Below are 16,489 nucleotides of genomic sequence, written 5' to 3'. Positions count from 1 at the left end.
TGAATGAGCAATGACGGCGTGAATGCAGGCCGGCGTCGCTTCTTGGTAGCAGCCACATCCGTGGTGGGTGCTGCAGGAGCGGTGGGGGCTGCGGTCCCGTTCGTGGGGTCATGGTTTCCCAGTGCCAAGGCGAAAGCCGCAGGGGCACCGGTGAAAGTGAATGTCAGCAAAGTCGAGCCAGGCCAGCAGATGATTGCTGAATGGCGTGGCCAGCCGGTATTCATCGTCCGCCGTACACCGGAAATCCTGGGGAATCTGAAGAAGATCGAGGGTCAACTGTCTGATCCTACCTCCAAGAACTCGACTCAACCGACCTATGTTGATCCGGAAACCCGTTCGATCAAACCTGAGGTTCTGCTGCTGATCGGTATCTGCACGCACCTGGGTTGCTCGCCGACATTCCGTCCCGAAGTCGCCCCCGCAGATCTGGGCAAGGACTGGGTAGGTGGTTATTTCTGCCCCTGCCACGGCTCCCACTACGACCTGGCTGGCCGCGTCTACAAGGCACAACCCGCGCCTTTGAACCTGCCAGTTCCCCCGCATTCCTATGAGACCGATGAAATCATTGTCATTGGTGTCGATAAGGAGAACGCGTGATGAGCAAGTTCATGGATTGGGTTGATGCGCGCTTTCCCGCGACCAAAATGTGGGAAGACCATCTCAGCAAATATTACGCGCCAAAAAACTTCAACTTCTTCTACTTCTTCGGCTCCCTGGCTTTGCTGGTGCTGGTCAACCAGATCGTCACTGGTGTCTGGCTGACCATGAGCTACACCCCGTCGGCGGAAGAAGCGTTCGCTTCCGTCGAATACATCATGCGCGATGTCGAGTACGGCTCGATCCTGCGTCTTCTGCACTCCACCGGCGCTTCGGCGTTCTTCATCGTGGTCTATCTGCACATGTTCCGTGGCTTGCTCTACGGTTCGTACCAGAAACCGCGCGAGTTGGTGTGGGTCTTCGGCATGCTGATCTACCTGGCGCTGATGGCTGAAGCCTTCATGGGTTACCTGCTGCCGTGGGGCCAGATGTCCTACTGGGGCGCCCAGGTGATCATCTCGCTGTTCGGTGCGATCCCGGTCATCGGCAACGACCTGACCCAGTGGATCCGTGGTGACTACCTGATTTCCGGTATTACCCTGAACCGCTTCTTCGCCCTGCATGTGGTTGCGTTGCCGATCGTGATTCTCGGTCTGGTGGTACTGCACATTCTGGCGCTGCACGAAGTGGGCTCGAACAACCCGGACGGTGTGGACATCAAGAAGCACAAGGATGAAAACGGCGTACCGCTGGACGGCATTGCCTTCCACCCGTACTACACCGTGAAGGATATCGTCGGCGTGGTGGTGTTCCTGTTCATCTTCTGTTCGATCGTGTTCTTCTTCCCGGAAATGGGCGGTTACTTCCTCGAGAAGCCGAACTTTGAAGTGGCGAACGCCTTCAAGACCCCTGAGCACATCGCTCCGGTCTGGTACTTCACCCCGTTCTACGCGATTTTGCGTGCGGTTCCGGACAAGCTCTTCGGTGTTATCGCCATGGGTGCGGCCATCGCAGTGCTGTTCGTGCTGCCGTGGCTGGATCGCAGCCCGGTCAAGTCGATGCGCTACAAAGGCTGGCTGAGCAAGATCTGGCTCTGGGTATTCTGCATTTCGTTCGTGATCCTGGGTGTTCTGGGCGTATTGGCGCCTACCCCTGAGCGTACGTTGCTGTCGCAGGTATGTACCTTCCTGTATTTCGCTTACTTCATTCTGATGCCGTTCTATACCCGGCTCGAGAAGACCAAACCGGTTCCGGAAAGGGTGACTGGCTGATGAAAAAACTATTTGCGGTATTGATGCTTGCGGCACTGCCAGTGTTTGCTTTCGCTGCTGAACACGGCGGTCCTGAACTGGAAAAAGTCGACATCGACGTATCCGACAAAGCTGCCATGCAGGATGGTGCGCGCACGTTTGCCAACTATTGCATGGGTTGCCATAGCGCCAAGTTCCAGCGCTATGAGCGTGTCGCCGATGACCTGGGTATTCCTCATGAACTGATGCTGGAGAAGCTGGTGTTCACCGGCGCCAAGATTGGCGATCACATGAGCATCGGCATGCAGCCGGCTGACGCCAAGACCTGGTTCGGTGCGGCACCACCCGATCTGACCCTGGTAGCTCGTGTTCGTGGTACTGATTGGCTTTACGGTTACCTGAAGTCGTTCTATGAAGACCCATCGCGCCCTTGGGGGGTGAACAACAAGGTCTTCCCGAACGTCGGTATGCCTAACGTCCTGGTCGGTTTGCAAGGTCGCCAGGTTGTCGGTTGCAAACAAGTCCAGATCGTCGAAGACGGCAAGAAGCAATTTGACCCGTTGACCGGTACGCCGTTGACCCACGAGGCATGCGATCAGCTGACGATCGTGCCGAAGAGTGGTTCTTTGACCGAAGAGCAGTTCGATGAGAAGGTCAAGAATCTGGTAACCTTCCTGGCTTACTCGGCTAACCCGGTTAAGCTGCAACATCAGCGCATTGGTACCTATGTATTGCTGTACCTGGCGTTCTTCTTCGTATTCGCATACTTGCTCAAGCGTGAATACTGGAAAGACGTGCACTGATAAAGCTTCAAGCTATTGCTGTTAATCGCGCGCGCCCAAGGGCGCCTCTGAAGGTGTAACGAATCTGGCTTGCCAGGCGTTACGGGAGGCGCCCTCTGGGCGCGTTCGTTTTTCCGCTTTCGATCATTTTTACAAGCGAGGAGGATCGCCATGGGCGTGACCAATCGGTTGGCCTGCTACTCCGACCCCGCCGACCACTATTCCCACCGAGTGCGAATCGTACTGGCAGAGAAGGGTGTCAGCGCCGAGATCATCTACGTGGAGGCTGGTCGCCAGCCACCTAAACTGATCGAAGTGAACCCTTATGGCAGCTTGCCTACCCTGGTTGATCGGGACCTGGCGCTGTGGGAGTCCACGGTGGTAATGGAATACCTGGATGAGCGCTATCCGCACCCGCCGCTGCTGCCGGTGTACCCGGTGGCGCGTGCCAATAGCCGACTGCTGATGCACCGTATTCAGCGGGACTGGTGTGGTCTGGTGGATCTGATTCTGGATTCGCGGACCAAGGACGCGGCTCGCGCCGTGGCGCGCAAGGAGCTGCGCGAAAGTCTGACTGGCGTGTCGCCGTTGTTCGCTGACAAGCCGTTTTTCCTCAGTGAGGAACAAAGCCTGGTGGATTGCTGCCTATTGCCAATACTCTGGCGATTGCCGATTCTGGGTATCGAACTGCCGCGGCCTGCCAAGCCGCTGCTTGATTACATGGAGCGCCAGTTTGCGCGTGAGGCTTTCCAGGCAAGTCTGTCTGGTGTCGAACGCGACATGCGCTAAGGCTTAAGGAGCCGCTATGAACTCCAGTCGACCATATCTGGTCCGCGCGCTCTACGAGTGGATTGTGGACAATGACTGTACCCCGCACATCCTTGTGAACTCCGAGTATCCATCGGTTCAAGTGCCGCAGGGGTTTGCCAGTGATGGGCAAATTGTCCTGAACGTATCGCCCCAAGCCGTGCGTCATCTGCACATGGATAACGAAGCGGTGAGTTTCGAAGGCCGCTTCGGAGGCGTGCCGCATACGCTGTATGTGCCTATCGCATCGATCCTGGGTATTTACGCCCGGGAGAATGGCCAGGGCATGGTGTTCGATCTGGAGTCGCCAATGGGTGATGAAGACGAGATCGAACCGGATGACGACATTCCGCCACCCGATAGCGAGCCTCCGCGTCCCAGCGGTCGCCCCAGTCTGAAAGTGGTGAAATAAAAAAAGGCGACCTTCAAGGGTCGCCTTTTTTATTGCCTGCAGAAGCGGTGTTTATCAGTCGATGTACTCAAACAGCTTAACGATCTTCTGCACGCCGGATACACCTTGCACCAGATTGGTCGCCTGCGCAGCTTCCTGTTTGGTCAGCAGGCCCAGCAGATAAACGATGCCGTTCTCCGTCACGACCTTGATCCGTGAGCCCGGGATGTTCGGATCGGTGAGCATCTGGGTTTTGATCTTGGTGGTCAGCCAGGTGTCGTTCTGGCGAGCCAGCAGTGAGGAGGGTGGCAGGATCTGCAGTTCGTTGTGGACGGTCTTTACCCGCTGAACGGCGGCAGCGGCCTGTTCGGCCTTGGCCTTGAGGTCGGCGCGAGGGGTTTGGCCGGCGAGCAGTACGACACCGTTGAAGCTGGTGACCACAATGTGCGAATCGTTATCCAGGGCTGGGTCGGCCTTGGCAACGTTCACGCCGACCTTGGTGTCGATAAGGGAGTCATCGATCTTGCTGCCGAAGGTGCGGGTGCCACGGTCGTCTTCAATCGGTGCTTCGCGGCTGGCATTAACCACCGAGGTGCAGCCGCTGATGCCGAGGCACAAAGTCAGGGCCAGTAGGCCGAGGCGATTAGGGGTCATTCTTCACTCCCGAACAATTGGCTGTCGATCAAGTCGCAAAGGCAATGGATCGCCAGCAGGTGGACTTCCTGGATACGAGCGGTGACATTGGCGGGCACGCGAATCTCCACGTCCTCGGGCAATAGCAATGACGCCATGCCGCCGCCATCGCGACCGGTCAATGCTACGACAATCATTTCGCGATCATGTGCGGCCTGGATCGCTTGAATAATGTTCGCCGAGTTACCACTGGTGGAAATAGCCAGCAGAACATCACCTGGCTGGCCAAGGGCTCGTATCTGCTTGGAGAAGACTTCGTTGTAGCTGTAGTCGTTGGCGATCGAGGTGATCGTCGAACTGTCAGTGGTCAGCGCGATGGCGGGCAGGCTCGGGCGCTCACGCTCGAAGCGGTTGAGCAGTTCGGAGGAAAAATGCTGGGCGTCACCGGCGGAGCCGCCGTTGCCGCAGGACAGCATTTTGCCTTCGTTGAGCAGGGCGTTGACCATGACCTGGCTGGCTTGCTCGATGTGCGGTGCAAGTACTTCCATCGCCTGTTGCTTGGTGTCGATACTGGCCTGAAAAAGCTGGCGAATTCGGGATTGCATGTCCATCTGTGTGACCTTAATGAGCGCGGCTGTTCGGCACGAAAATGTGCAGCCCGCAAAGCAAAGAGCAAAAGTGTTGGGCGTTTTCCGGTTCGGGGTGCAAGTGATCAGCTGTCGAAGGCATTTTGTAACCAGTTCAGCTGATCGAGGTCGCTATCAATGGCAACCACATCGAAACGGCAAGGGGAGTTGGCCCAGCGCGATTCGCGCTGAAGAAAATACTGCGCGGCAAAAATCAGTTTTTGCCGTTTGCGCTCATCGATGCTATCGAGCGCGCCACCCCATTGAGTGTTTTTTCTGTAACGAACTTCAACGAATACTACTGTATCGCCATCTAGCATGACCAGATCAAGCTCGCCGCGTTTACACAACCAGTTCTGCGCCAGCAGGCGCAGACCCTGTTGTTGAAGATGCTCGAGCGCGTGGCGCTCGGCATCTTTACCGCTTTGCTGGCGTGACCCGTCGGGCATCAGCGAGAGGTGTCCGGCAGGCGCTGAACCTGGCCGTTTACGAACTCTGCCCATGGCAGTTGGCGCACAACGCGCTGGTTCTGCGACATGCCCAGGCTGCCCGACTGGCCTTCAATGCGGCTATCCGGCAGGGCCTTGAGTTGACCCAGGCGAGGTGCCAGGCGATAGGCGTCGACACCCATGGCATACAGGCGGCCGAGGCTGCTGGCAGCTTGTGGCCATTGTGCGGTGACCTGCTTGCGCAGCGGGTCATTGGCGTCCAGCAGCCATGGAGTTTCGCAGAAGCGGATGCCATTCATGTCGTTGTACTGGTTCACATCGCCGCTGGCGCTGAACACGTGGGACGTGGCGTAGACCGGAACGTCTCCCGCGTACTGAAAGTTCAGGGTCGGTTTGATCTGTTGCGCCTGTTGTGGCGTGGCGGCCAGGAAGATGAACTCGATGTCCTGACGGCGAGATGGCTGGGCGGCAACCTGTGAGCCTACTGTGCTCTGCAGGCTCTTGGCGCGACCTTCGCTCTGGCGCAACTGGAACATATCGGCAATCTGCTGGGCCAATTGCACCGGCTGGTCGACGCGCTCGGTGGCGACGATTGTGCCGCCGTTGGCTTGCCAGTCCTGGCTGAATGCGCGCAGTACGCGGTCGCCCCACTCACCTTTCGGGACCATGATGGCGGCGCGATGCAGGCCGTCGGCACGGGCGCGACGAGACACTTCGCGGGCTTCGTCTTCCGCGGCAAGACCGAACTGGAACAGTTGCGCCGGACCTTGTGCGCCTTCGCTGTAGTTCAGTGCCAGGGTGGTGATCGGCAGTTGCGGGCGAGCGCTCAGCTGTTTGACCAGTGGCTTCTCCAGCGGACCGACGACCAATTGCACGCCATCGGCCTGGGCCTTGCGATAAAACTCGTCGAGGGAGGTGAGCTTCGAGCTGTCATAGAACTCGATGGCTGGCGGTTTCTGTCCGGCTTGTTGCGCCTGGTAGTGAGCGGCCATGAAACCTTCGCGCAATGCCTTGCCAACCGAGGCGAGCGGGCCGTCCTGTGGCAGGAGCAGGGCGATTTTGCTCAGGGGCTGGCTGGCCAGTTCGTTGAGTTTGGTCAGTGGCAGCGGCAACTGAATGGCGGCGGGGTGCTTCGGATTCTGCTTGCGCCAGTTGTCGATGGCGGCCTGTTGTTGTTCCACGGTGCCGGCAGACTTGACCGCCAGGGCCAGCCCCATCCAGCCGCCGAGGTCATCAGAGGTGTTTGGTTGCAGTTGTTCGGTCGGCAGCGAGGCGATCAATGCCCAGATTGCTTCGTGGTTTTTGCTGGCAGCTTCGCCGCTAAGCATTGGCGCAATGAAGATGCGCTCCTTTGCGGCAGCCAGGGTCTGACCGTCAGCTTCCAGGGCGCGGGCGCGAACGGTGCCGGTGCGGACTTGCTGCTCCTGCGGCAATTCTCCGAGGCGCTGCATGCTTGGATGGCTCAAGGCTGTCAAGGCAGCTTTCGGCTGATTGCGGGTCATCGCCAGTTCGGCTGCCAGTGTGCTGGCAAACACCTGTTGGCCAGGCTTGAGTTGCTCCACGGGCACCTGCTGCAGAATTTGCGCCGATTGCGCGGCGTTGCCTTGACGATAAGCCAGGTCTGCTGCGCTCAGGCGCAGCAGGGCCGCATCTTCCGGCGATTTGCTCTGGGCGGCTTTCTCAAGCAGTTGCTCGATACTGGCATCCGGGGTCCGTGGGAGTTCGCCAAGGCTGGAGGAGGGCGAGCTGGCGCAAGCAGCCAGCAGGGCAGCAAGGCAGAGGGCAGTGAACAGCCGCAGGCAAGCGATCATGTAAGCGTTCCTGATACTCGATCAAATTAGCGTGGAATTGTACCCAAGCGCTGGCCGGGGTGCGATGTTACTGGCGTGAATCGATCAATTTAGCTGGTGTAAATGTTGCGCTGCGCCACAAACCACGGCAAAACCGGGTGTTACCCGCGTCTGTCGTGAGTGCCGCTACGCGCTACAATGGCGGCTTTATCGATCATGAGGTGTGCGCTTTGACTGCTCCAGGTGCTTTGAATTCCGCTGCGGGCTCGCTTTATGTGGTGGCGACGCCCATCGGCAACCTGGATGACATCAGTGCGCGCGCGCTGAAAATCTTGCGTGAGGTAGCGTTGATCGCTGCGGAAGATACCCGTCATTCCCAGCGTTTGATGCAACACTTCGGCATTTCCACGCCGTTGGCGGCTTGCCATGAACACAATGAGCGTGACGAAGGCAGTCGTTTCATTACCCGTCTGCTGGCGGGAGATGATGTAGCGCTGATCTCAGATGCGGGGACGCCACTGATTTCCGACCCGGGTTATCACTTGGTGCGCCAGGCTCGCGCCGCGGGGATCAATGTGGTGCCGGTTCCGGGCGCCTGTGCCCTGATCGCCGCATTATCGGCTGCCGGGTTGCCGTCCGATCGCTTTATCTTTGAAGGTTTCCTGCCGGCCAAGGCCGTGGGAAGGCGCGCGCGTCTTGAGGCAATAAAGGAAGAGCCACGCACGCTGATCTTTTACGAAGCCCCGCACCGTATCCTTGAATGCCTGCAGGACATGGAACTGGTATTCGGAGCCGACCGCCCCGCGTTGCTGGCTCGTGAACTGACTAAAACCTTCGAAACACTCAAGGGTTTGCCACTGGCCGAATTGCGCCAGTTCGTCGAGTCGGACTCGAATCAGCAGCGTGGCGAATGCGTGGTGCTGGTGGCGGGCTGGTCGGTGCCCGAGAGCGAAGATGCGGTCAGCAGCGAGGCGATGCGCGTTCTCAATCTGTTGCTCGAGGAAATGCCGCTCAAGCGTGCCGCCGCGTTGGCGGCGCAAATTACCGGTGAGCGCAAGAATGTTCTCTATCAGGTGGCGCTGGATAAACAGAAGGGTGAGTAAAAACCCGACGCAAAGGCATGGCCAAAGGCTTTTAGCGCTTGTTCTTCGGGCGCTCTGCCGTTAACCTGCGCGGCGGAGAGTCGATCGGACAGTCGCTGCCCTCTATGAAAATTAGGGGGGGGAGGAAAGTCCGGGCTCCATAGGGCGAAGTGCCAGGTAACGCCTGGGAGGCGTGAGCCTACGGAAAGTGCCACAGAAAATAACCGCCTAAGCGCTTCGGCGCCGGTAAGGGTGAAAAGGTGCGGTAAGAGCGCACCGCACGTCTGGCAACAGTTCGTGGCTAGGTAAACCCCACTTGGAGCAAGACCAAATAGGGTCCCAAGGCGTGGCCCGCGCTGGGACCGGGTAGGTTGCTAAAGGTGTCCAGTGATGGCCATCGTAGACGAATGACTGTTCAAGACAGAACCCGGCTTACAGATCGACTCTCCACCTTTTTCTTTCCTCTGCTTAAATCATTGAGCAGGGTGCCTGTGATAGCAATTTCCCTCCTTTCAGAATCGTCGGCATAAGCACTTTCGTAATACCGAAAAAATCTTACTCTTAATAAATTACTTTAACTTCCGAACGCAGCCCTCTGTGCTGATTCAAGTTATCGGGCAGTTTCATCTGCCGGATTCTCGTGTCCCTTCCTTTTATGCTCCTAAATCTCAGTTCTGTAAGGGTTTTCCTTTAATCCGCGCCTTGACGGTGCAGTGGGCGCATTCCTATAGTGTGCACAAGTGGCGGAAAGTGGCATGAAGTGGGTTTTTTGAGCGTAAAACGCTAACATTTGGAGAAACGCTGACGTGTTTCGCGGAGCCAATGCAATCAGTCTCGATGCAAAGGGCCGTCTCGCCATGCCGAGTCGGTACCGTGACGAGCTCGATTCGCGTAGTTCCGGTCAGTTGATTGTCACGATTGATGCCGTTGATCCGTGTTTGTGTGTTTACCCCCTCGATGAGTGGGAAATTATTGAAACCAAACTGCGCGCACTGCCTTCGCTTCGCGAAGAAAACCGCCGCCTGCAACGTTTATTGATCGGTAACGCCGTCGACCTCGAGCTCGATGGCAGTGGTCGTTTTCTGGTTCCGCCGCGTCTTCGTGAATATGCCAAGTTGGATAAGCGCGCGATGTTGGTAGGCCAACTGAACAAGTTCCAATTGTGGGACGAGGATGCCTGGAATGCGGTTTCTGCCGCTGACCTGGCTGCTATTCAACAACCAGGCGCCATGCCTGATGAACTGCGTGATTTGATCCTGTGACTATTGATAGCGGCTTTAACCACATCACCGTACTGCTTGACGAAGCCGTGGAGGCTCTCGCCGTACGTCCTGATGGCTGCTATCTGGACGGCACGTTCGGACGCGGTGGGCACAGTCGGTTGATCCTCAGCCGGCTCGGTCCGGATGGTCGACTCCTCGGATTCGACAAAGACCCTCAAGCGATTGCCACCGGGCAGACGCTAGCGGCCGAAGACGGCCGCTTTGTCGTTGTGCAGCGCAGCTTTGCCGAACTCGGATCCGAAGTTGTCGAGCGTGGCCTGCACGGCAAGGTCAGCGGCATTCTGCTCGACCTCGGTGTGTCTTCGCCTCAGCTCGATGACCCTGAACGCGGCTTCAGCTTCCTCAGCGATGGCCCGCTGGACATGCGCATGGACCCGTCCCGCGGGATCAGCGCGGCGGAGTTCGTGAACACCGCGCCTGCGGAAGAAATTGCCCGTGTATTCAAGGAATACGGCGAAGAGCGTTTTTCCGGGCGCATGGCCCGTGCGGTGGTCGAGCGTCGCGATATCAAACCGTTCGAGCGCACCGCTGACCTGGCTGAAGTGTTGAAAGTCGCCAACCCGTCCTGGGAAAAGGGCAAGAACCCAGCGACTCGCGCATTTCAGGGCCTGCGTATTCACGTCAACAACGAACTGGGTGATCTGGAAGCCGGTCTTGAAGCCGCTCTGGATTGCCTGGAAGTCGGCGGTCGTCTGGTGGTGATCAGCTTCCACTCGCTGGAAGACCGCATCGTCAAATTGTTCATGCGCAAGCTGGTTAAAGGTGAAGCCGACAACCTGCCGCGCAACCTGCCGGTTCGGCATGTCGCCTTCGAACCGAAAATCAAAGTCCACGGCAAAGCGCAGACGGCCTCCGATGCCGAACTCAAGGCCAACCCTCGTTCCCGTAGCGCAGTCATGCGTGTCGCGGAGAAACTGCGGTGAGCAAGCTTTTCGCCAAGCCATTGCCCGGCGGAAGCTTTTTCATGCTGCTGCTGTTTCTCGGCGTGCTCGTGTCTGCCATCGGCGTGTCCTATAGCGCGCACTGGAACCGTCAGTTGCTGAACTCGCTGTACAACGAATTGAGCGTGCGCGACAAGGCGCAGGCCGAGTGGGGTCGGCTGATTCTTGAACAAAGTACCTGGACGGCTCATAGCCGAATCGAAGTACTGGCCACCGAGCAGCTGAAAATGCGCATTCCCGGTGCCGCAGAAGTACAGATGGTGGCGCCATGATGAAACTCGAAGGCGCTCTCTTTCCCTGGCGGTTCCGTCTGGTGCTGGGTTTGCTCGGCGTGATGGTGGCGGCGATCGCCTGGCGCATCATCGACCTGCAAGTCGTCGACCGTGATTTCCTCAAGGGTCAGGGCGATGCGCGCAGCGTGCGTCATATTCCCATTCCGGCTCACCGTGGTCTGATCACCGACCGTAACGGCGAGCCGTTGGCCGTCAGTACGCCAGTGACCACCCTGTGGGCCAACGCCAAGGAAATGCAGCTGGCCAAGGAAAAGTGGCCCGCACTGGCCGCGGCGCTGGGACAGGACCCGAAAGCCTTGGCCGAGCGTCTCGAAGCTCAGGCCAATAAAGAATTCATTTATCTGGTCCGCGGCCTGACGCCTGAGCAGGGCCAGGCTGTGCTCGACCTGAAAGTACCGGGCGTCTACGGCATTGAAGAATTCCGCCGCTTCTATCCGGCCGGTGAAGTCACCGCGCATATGGTCGGTTTTACCGATATCGATGATCACGGTCGTGAAGGTGTCGAACTGGCCTATGACGAATGGCTGGCCGGGGTTCCCGGCAAGCGACAGGTCATCAAGGACCGGCGTGGCCGGCTGATCAAGGATGTCCAGGTCACCAAGAACGCCAAGGCCGGAAAGCCCTTGGCGTTGTCCATTGACCTGCGCCTGCAATACCTGGCCAACCGCGAATTGCGCAACGCGATCATCGAGAACGGCGCCAAGGCCGGCAGTCTGGTGATCATGGACGTGAAGACCGGTGAAATCCTGGCCATGGTCAACCAGCCGACCTACAACCCGAACAACCGTCGCAACCTGCAGCCGGCGATGATGCGTAACCGCGCGATGATCGACGTGTTCGAACCGGGTTCGACCATGAAGGCGATCTCCATGAGCGCCGCGATCGAAACCGGGCGCTGGAAGCCAAGTGACACTGTCGAGGTGTATCCGGGCTCTCTGCAGATTGGCAAATACACCATCAAGGACGTGTCCAAGACCGAAGGTCCGGTGCTGGACATGACCGGCATTCTGATCAATTCCAGTAACGTTGGCATGAGTAAGGTCGCGTTCGATATCGGTGGCGAAACCATTTTCCGCCTCGCACAAAAGCTCGGCCTCGGCCAGGATACCGGCCTCGGCTTCCCGGGTGAACGTGTCGGCAACCTCCCGAACTACCGCGAGTGGCGCAAGGCCGAAACGGCCACGCTGTCCTACGGCTACGGTGTTTCGGTGACGGCGATCCAACTGGTTCACGCCTTCTCCGCGCTGGCCAACAACGGTCGCCTTGCGCCGCTGACTCTGATCAAAACCGACAAGCCGCCACAAACCACCCAAGTACTGCCGGAAGCCGTGGCCAAAACCATGCACGGCATGCTGCAGCAGGTGATCGAAGCTCCGCGCGGTGTGTTCCGTGCGCAGGTGCCTGCGTATCACGTCGGTGGTAAATCCGGTACTGCACGCAAGACCTCGGTGGGCACCAAGGGCTACGCAGAGAACTCCTACCGCTCGCTGTTCGCCGGTTTCGGTCCGATGAACGATCCACGTTACGCCATCGTGGTGGTCATCGATGAGCCGACCAAGGCCGGTTACTTCGGTGGTCTGGTGTCGGCTCCGGTGTTCAGCCGCGTGATGTCGGGCACCCTGCGCCTGATGAACATCACCCCGGACAACCTGCCACCGGTTCAACAAGTCAACGCCACCCCGGTCGTTCCGCTGAAAGCCAATGGAGGGCGCGGCTGATGTCATTAAGTCTGAATAAAATCTTCCCCCACGCCGGCCACGATCTGTTGATCCGTGAATTGGCGCTGGACAGTCGCAACGTTCGCGCAGGTGATCTGTTCCTCGCCGTGCCAGGCGGCAAGTTCGATGGTCGCGCGCATATTGCCGATGCATTGCAACGCGGTGCTGCTGCCGTGGCTTACGAAGTAGAAGGCGCCACCGTGTTGCCGATCACCGAAGTGCCACTGATTCCGGTCAAGGGCCTGGCTGCGCAGTTGTCGGATATCGCCGGCCGCTTTTATGGCGAACCCAGCCACCACCTGAATCTTGTCGGCGTGACCGGCACCAACGGCAAAACCAGCGTGACCCAACTGGTCGCCCAGGCGCTTGACCTTCTTGGCCAGCATTGCGGCATCGTTGGCACCCTTGGCTCTGGTTTCTACGGCGCGCTGGAGAGCGGCCTGCACACCACGCCGAATCCGATTGCCATGCAGGCGACCCTGGGCGATCTGAAAAAGGCCGGCGCCAAGGCCGTTGCCATGGAAGTCTCCTCCCATGGCCTGGATCAGGGCCGGGTCACCGCGCTGGCATTCGACGTGGCGGTGATGACCAACCTGTCCCGGGATCACCTGGATTACCACGGCACCATGCAAGCCTATGGCGAGGCCAAGGCCAAGCTGTTCGCCTGGAACGATTTGAAATGTCGCGTGGTGAACCTCGATGACGATTTCGGCCGGCAACTGGCCGCCGAAAAACGCGAGTCGCGGCTGATCACCTACAGCCTGCTCGACTGCAGTGCCTACCTCTATTGCCGCGAAGCACAGTTCGACGACGAAGGCGTGCGTGCCACGCTGGTCACGCCGCAGGGCGAGCACCATTTGCGCAGCACCTTGCTCGGTCGTTTCAACTTGAGCAACGTGCTGGCGGCCGTCGGTGCCCTGCTGGGCCTTGACTACCCCCTCGACGAAATTCTCAAGACGTTGCCGAAACTCGAAGGCCCGGCCGGTCGCATGCAGCGCCTGGGTGGCGGCACCCAACCGCTAGTGGTGGTCGATTACGCCCACACCCCGGATGCTCTGGAAAAAGTCCTCACCGCTCTGCGCCCCCACGTCAAAGGCCGTTTGTTGTGCCTGTTCGGTTGTGGTGGTGATCGTGATCGGGGCAAGCGTCCGTTGATGGCTGAAGTGGTGGAGCGTTTGGCAGACGGCGTCCTGGTGACTGACGACAACCCGCGTACCGAAGACCCGGCAATCATTTTCGATGACATCCGCGCCGGTTTTGTGGCTGTGGATAAGGTCACCTTCGTGGCCGGTCGTGGCAAGGCGATTGCCCAGTTGATCGCTGAAGCTTCGGCGGATGACGTGATCGTGCTCGCGGGCAAAGGTCACGAGGACTATCAGGAAATCAACGGCGTGCGCCACGCCTTCTCCGATCTGGTCGAGGCCGATCATGCCTTGACTGCCTGGGAGGTGGCCCATGCTTAAGGCTCTGAAACTCAGTGAGTTGACCAGCGCGCTCAATGGCCGATTGATCAGTACGGATGCCACCTTCGACGGTGTCAGCATCGACAGTCGCGCGATCAAGCCGGGTCAGTTGTTCATCGCCCTGACCGGTCCGCGTTTCGATGGTCACGACTATCTGAACGAAGTGGCAGCCAAGGGCGCCGTTGCGGCATTGGTCGAGCGTGAAGTCGCCGACAGCACCCTGCCGCAATTGCTGGTAGGCGATACCCGTCAGGCGCTGGGGCAACTCGGTGCGCTGAACCGTGCGGCGTTCACCCAACCAGTTGCCGCCATTACCGGCTCCAGCGGCAAGACCACGGTCAAGGAAATGCTCGCGAGCATCCTGCGGACCCGCGGGTCGGTGTTGGCTACCCGTGGCAACTTGAACAACGATCTCGGCGTTCCACTTACCTTGCTCGAACTGGCGCCGGAGCATACCGCTGCAGTGATCGAGTTGGGTGCTTCGCGTCTGGGCGAGATTGCCTATACCGTCGGCATGACCAAGCCTCACGTGGCCATTCTCAACAACGCCGGCACCGCTCACGTTGGCGAGTTCGGCGGCCCGGAAAAAATCGTCGAAGCCAAGGGCGAGATCATCGAAGGGCTGGCCGCTGATGGCGTCGCGGTTCTCAATCTCGACGACAAGGCATTCGAGATCTGGAAGAAGCGCGCGGCCGGTCGCAAGGTGCTGACCTTCGCGTTGACCAATAGCCGTGCGGACTTCCACGCCAGCGACCTGAGCACGGACGCGCGTGGATGCCCGGCATTCAACCTGCACACCCCTGAGGGTGTGGAGCATGTTCAACTGAACCTGCTCGGTACTCATAACGTCGCCAACGCCATGGCCGCTGCGGCCGCTGCCCATGCGCTGGGCGTATCGCTATTTGGTATCGCCACCGGCCTCGGCGCGGTGCAGCCGGTCAAGGGGCGCACCGTCGCGCAACTGGCCAGCAATGGCATGCGCGTGATCGATGACACTTACAACGCGAACCCCACCTCCATGTGCGCCGCCGTTGATATACTCGCCGGCTTTTCCGGCCGCACCGTCCTGGTGCTCGGGGATATCGGCGAATTGGGCGATTGGGCGGAGCAGGGGCACCGCGACGTGGGCGCTTACGCCCGTGGCAAGGTTTCTGCGCTTTACGCCGTCGGGCCAAACATGCTTCACGCCGTCAACGCCTTCGGTCCACAAGCCTTTCATTTCAGCACGCAGGCTGAGCTGATCAAGGCGCTGGGCACCGAGCAAGACACAAACACCACCATTTTGATCAAGGGCTCGCGCAGCGCTGCGATGGAAAACATCGTTGCCGCCTTGTGCGGGACCAGTCTGGAGAAACATTAATGCTGCTGCTGCTAGCGGAGTATCTGCAACAGTTCTACAAAGGCTTCGCGGTCTTCCAGTACCTGACCCTGCGCGGGATTCTCGGTGTACTGACCGCGCTGGTTTTGTCGCTGTGCTATGGCCCGTGGATGATCCGCACCCTGCAGAACCGTCAGATCGGCCAGGCCGTTCGCAACGATGGTCCGCAATCACACCTGTCCAAGTCCGGCACCCCGACCATGGGCGGCGCACTTATCCTGTCTTCGATCGGCGTCAGCACCCTGCTGTGGGCTGACCTGAGCAATCGTTATGTCTGGGTCGTCTTGCTGGTGACCCTGCTGTTCGGTGCCATCGGCTGGGTCGATGACTATCGCAAGGTGATCGAGAAGAACTCCCGTGGCCTGCCGAGCCGCTGGAAGTATTTCTGGCAGTCGGTGTTCGGCCTGGGCGCAGCGATCTTCCTTTATATGACTGCCGCCACGCCGGTGGAAACCACCCTGATCCTGCCGATGCTCAAGGACTACAGCATCCCGCTGGGCGCGAGTTTCATCGTGCTGACCTATTTCGTGATCGTCGGCTCGAGCAACGCCGTCAACCTGACCGACGGCCTCGACGGCCTGGCGATCATGCCGACCGTGATGGTCGGCGGTGGTTTGGGGATCTTCTGCTACTTGTCGGGTAACGTGAAATTCGCCGAATACCTGCTCATCCCTTACGTACCGGGCGCGGGTGAACTGATCGTGTTCTGCGGCGCACTGATTGGTGCTGGCCTGGGCTTCCTGTGGTTCAACACCTACCCGGCACAAGTCTTCATGGGTGACGTTGGCGCACTGGCACTGGGCGCAGCGCTGGGCACCATCGCCGTGATCGTCCGTCAGGAAATCGTTCTGTTCATCATGGGCGGCGTGTTCGTGATGGAAACCCTGTCAGTGGTCATTCAGGTTGCCTCCTTTAAGCTGACCGGTCGCCGCGTATTCCGCATGGCGCCGATTCACCACCACTTTGAACTCAAGGGCTGGCCCGAGCCGCGCGTGATCGTCCGTTTCTGGATCATCACCGTGATTCTCGTGCTGATCGGCCTTGCCACACTGAAGCTGAGGTAGAA

Annotated in this window: 17 protein-coding genes and 1 other RNA gene; 14 read left to right on the top strand and 4 right to left on the bottom strand. The window is 59.0% G+C overall.

What is annotated here, in order from left to right:
- Positions 1 to 3 precede the first annotated feature (3 nt).
- From petA to DKY63_RS14955, 5 genes are all read left to right on the top strand, one after another.
- Positions 4 to 597 (top strand): ubiquinol-cytochrome c reductase iron-sulfur subunit, encoded by a 594-nt coding sequence (gene petA, locus DKY63_RS14975; RefSeq protein WP_110964816.1) that lies wholly within the window; start codon positions 4 to 6, stop codon positions 595 to 597.
- A complete protein-coding gene (locus tag DKY63_RS14970; RefSeq protein WP_110964815.1) occupies positions 597 to 1,808 on the top strand; it encodes a cytochrome b in 1,212 nt (403 codons plus the stop codon). The genes petA and DKY63_RS14970 overlap by 1 nt, the downstream gene beginning before the upstream one ends.
- Positions 1,808 to 2,590, top strand: a complete 783-nt coding sequence (locus DKY63_RS14965) for a cytochrome c1 (RefSeq protein WP_110964814.1) — start codon at positions 1,808 to 1,810, stop codon at positions 2,588 to 2,590. Before DKY63_RS14970 ends, DKY63_RS14965 begins: the two co-directional genes overlap by 1 nt.
- 150 nt (positions 2,591 to 2,740) lie before the next feature.
- Positions 2,741 to 3,358, top strand: a complete 618-nt coding sequence (locus DKY63_RS14960) for a glutathione S-transferase N-terminal domain-containing protein (protein WP_110964813.1) — start codon at positions 2,741 to 2,743, stop codon at positions 3,356 to 3,358.
- A gap of 16 nt (positions 3,359 to 3,374) precedes the next feature.
- Positions 3,375 to 3,788: a ClpXP protease specificity-enhancing factor gene (locus DKY63_RS14955; protein WP_110964812.1), complete on the top strand. Its 414-nt coding sequence runs from the start codon at positions 3,375 to 3,377 to the stop codon at positions 3,786 to 3,788.
- A gap of 54 nt (positions 3,789 to 3,842) precedes the next feature.
- Here the strand turns inward: DKY63_RS14955 and DKY63_RS14950 are convergent, their stop codons facing one another.
- The 4 genes from DKY63_RS14950 to DKY63_RS14935 form a co-directional block, all read right to left on the bottom strand.
- Positions 3,843 to 4,421, bottom strand: a complete 579-nt coding sequence (locus tag DKY63_RS14950; RefSeq protein ID WP_110964811.1) for a BON domain-containing protein — start codon at positions 4,419 to 4,421, stop codon at positions 3,843 to 3,845.
- Positions 4,418 to 5,011 (bottom strand): phosphoheptose isomerase, encoded by a 594-nt coding sequence (locus tag DKY63_RS14945; RefSeq protein ID WP_095192986.1) that lies wholly within the window; start codon positions 5,009 to 5,011, stop codon positions 4,418 to 4,420. Before DKY63_RS14945 ends, DKY63_RS14950 begins: the two co-directional genes overlap by 4 nt.
- A 101-nt stretch (positions 5,012 to 5,112) precedes the next feature.
- On the bottom strand, positions 5,113 to 5,475 hold the full coding sequence (locus tag DKY63_RS14940; protein ID WP_110964810.1) for a YraN family protein: 363 nt from the start codon (positions 5,473 to 5,475) through the stop codon (positions 5,113 to 5,115).
- The gene (locus DKY63_RS14935; protein ID WP_110964809.1) at positions 5,475 to 7,286 is read right to left on the bottom strand and encodes a penicillin-binding protein activator; all 1,812 of its coding nucleotides are present in this window, start codon (positions 7,284 to 7,286) and stop codon (positions 5,475 to 5,477) included. Before DKY63_RS14935 ends, DKY63_RS14940 begins: the two co-directional genes overlap by 1 nt.
- A gap of 209 nt (positions 7,287 to 7,495) precedes the next feature.
- On the opposite strand from DKY63_RS14935, the gene rsmI reads away from it, so the two are divergent.
- The 9 genes from rsmI (at position 7,496) to mraY (ending at position 16,487) form a co-directional block, all read left to right on the top strand.
- A complete protein-coding gene (gene rsmI, locus DKY63_RS14930; RefSeq protein ID WP_110964808.1) occupies positions 7,496 to 8,368 on the top strand; it encodes a 16S rRNA (cytidine(1402)-2'-O)-methyltransferase in 873 nt (290 codons plus the stop codon).
- A gap of 76 nt (positions 8,369 to 8,444) precedes the next feature.
- Positions 8,445 to 8,798: RNase P RNA component class A (gene rnpB, locus DKY63_RS14925), an RNA gene on the top strand.
- 355 nt (positions 8,799 to 9,153) lie between these two features.
- Positions 9,154 to 9,609 (top strand): division/cell wall cluster transcriptional repressor MraZ, encoded by a 456-nt coding sequence (mraZ, locus tag DKY63_RS14920; RefSeq protein WP_007917012.1) that lies wholly within the window; start codon positions 9,154 to 9,156, stop codon positions 9,607 to 9,609.
- Positions 9,606 to 10,553: a 16S rRNA (cytosine(1402)-N(4))-methyltransferase RsmH gene (gene rsmH / locus DKY63_RS14915; RefSeq protein WP_162634902.1), complete on the top strand. Its 948-nt coding sequence runs from the start codon at positions 9,606 to 9,608 to the stop codon at positions 10,551 to 10,553. Before mraZ ends, rsmH begins: the two co-directional genes overlap by 4 nt.
- On the top strand, positions 10,550 to 10,843 hold the full coding sequence (gene ftsL / locus DKY63_RS14910) for a cell division protein FtsL (protein ID WP_110964807.1): 294 nt from the start codon (positions 10,550 to 10,552) through the stop codon (positions 10,841 to 10,843). The genes rsmH and ftsL overlap by 4 nt, the downstream gene beginning before the upstream one ends.
- The gene (locus DKY63_RS14905; RefSeq protein ID WP_204354355.1) at positions 10,843 to 12,582 is read left to right on the top strand and encodes a peptidoglycan D,D-transpeptidase FtsI family protein; all 1,740 of its coding nucleotides are present in this window, start codon (positions 10,843 to 10,845) and stop codon (positions 12,580 to 12,582) included. The genes ftsL and DKY63_RS14905 overlap by 1 nt, the downstream gene beginning before the upstream one ends.
- Positions 12,582 to 14,045, top strand: coding sequence for a UDP-N-acetylmuramoyl-L-alanyl-D-glutamate--2,6-diaminopimelate ligase (locus DKY63_RS14900; RefSeq protein ID WP_110964805.1), 1,464 nt, complete (start codon positions 12,582 to 12,584; stop codon positions 14,043 to 14,045). Before DKY63_RS14905 ends, DKY63_RS14900 begins: the two co-directional genes overlap by 1 nt.
- Complete coding sequence (locus tag DKY63_RS14895; RefSeq protein WP_110964804.1) at positions 14,038 to 15,405, top strand: UDP-N-acetylmuramoyl-tripeptide--D-alanyl-D-alanine ligase; 1,368 nt, start codon at positions 14,038 to 14,040, stop codon at positions 15,403 to 15,405. Before DKY63_RS14900 ends, DKY63_RS14895 begins: the two co-directional genes overlap by 8 nt.
- Positions 15,405 to 16,487 carry a phospho-N-acetylmuramoyl-pentapeptide-transferase gene (mraY, locus tag DKY63_RS14890; protein ID WP_110964803.1) on the top strand — a complete coding sequence of 361 codons (1,083 nt, stop codon included), beginning with the start codon at positions 15,405 to 15,407 and terminating at the stop codon, positions 16,485 to 16,487. The genes DKY63_RS14895 and mraY overlap by 1 nt, the downstream gene beginning before the upstream one ends.
- The last annotated feature ends 2 nt before the right edge of the window (positions 16,488 to 16,489 follow it).

Source organism: Pseudomonas putida, from assembly GCF_003228315.1.
Classification (GTDB): Bacteria; Pseudomonadota; Gammaproteobacteria; order Pseudomonadales; family Pseudomonadaceae; genus Aquipseudomonas; species Aquipseudomonas putida_S.
The sequence above is the reverse complement of the archived record's forward strand: the minus strand, read 5'-3'. Positions and strand labels throughout refer to the sequence as shown.

Coding starts and splice junctions, on each gene's coding strand:
- petA (WP_110964816.1), top strand. CDS start 4: ATGAGCAATGACGGCGTGAATGCAGGCCGGCGTCGCTTCTTGGTAGCA.
- DKY63_RS14970 (WP_110964815.1), top strand. CDS start 597: ATGAGCAAGTTCATGGATTGGGTTGATGCGCGCTTTCCCGCGACCAAA.
- DKY63_RS14965 (WP_110964814.1), top strand. CDS start 1,808: ATGAAAAAACTATTTGCGGTATTGATGCTTGCGGCACTGCCAGTGTTT.
- DKY63_RS14960 (WP_110964813.1), top strand. CDS start 2,741: ATGGGCGTGACCAATCGGTTGGCCTGCTACTCCGACCCCGCCGACCAC.
- DKY63_RS14955 (WP_110964812.1), top strand. CDS start 3,375: ATGAACTCCAGTCGACCATATCTGGTCCGCGCGCTCTACGAGTGGATT.
- DKY63_RS14950 (WP_110964811.1), bottom strand. CDS start 4,421: ATGACCCCTAATCGCCTCGGCCTACTGGCCCTGACTTTGTGCCTCGGC.
- DKY63_RS14945 (WP_095192986.1), bottom strand. CDS start 5,011: ATGGACATGCAATCCCGAATTCGCCAGCTTTTTCAGGCCAGTATCGAC.
- DKY63_RS14940 (WP_110964810.1), bottom strand. CDS start 5,475: ATGCCCGACGGGTCACGCCAGCAAAGCGGTAAAGATGCCGAGCGCCAC.
- DKY63_RS14935 (WP_110964809.1), bottom strand. CDS start 7,286: ATGATCGCTTGCCTGCGGCTGTTCACTGCCCTCTGCCTTGCTGCCCTG.
- DKY63_RS14905 (WP_204354355.1), top strand. CDS start 10,843: ATGAAACTCGAAGGCGCTCTCTTTCCCTGGCGGTTCCGTCTGGTGCTG.
- DKY63_RS14900 (WP_110964805.1), top strand. CDS start 12,582: ATGTCATTAAGTCTGAATAAAATCTTCCCCCACGCCGGCCACGATCTG.
- DKY63_RS14895 (WP_110964804.1), top strand. CDS start 14,038: ATGCTTAAGGCTCTGAAACTCAGTGAGTTGACCAGCGCGCTCAATGGC.
- mraY (WP_110964803.1), top strand. CDS start 15,405: ATGCTGCTGCTGCTAGCGGAGTATCTGCAACAGTTCTACAAAGGCTTC.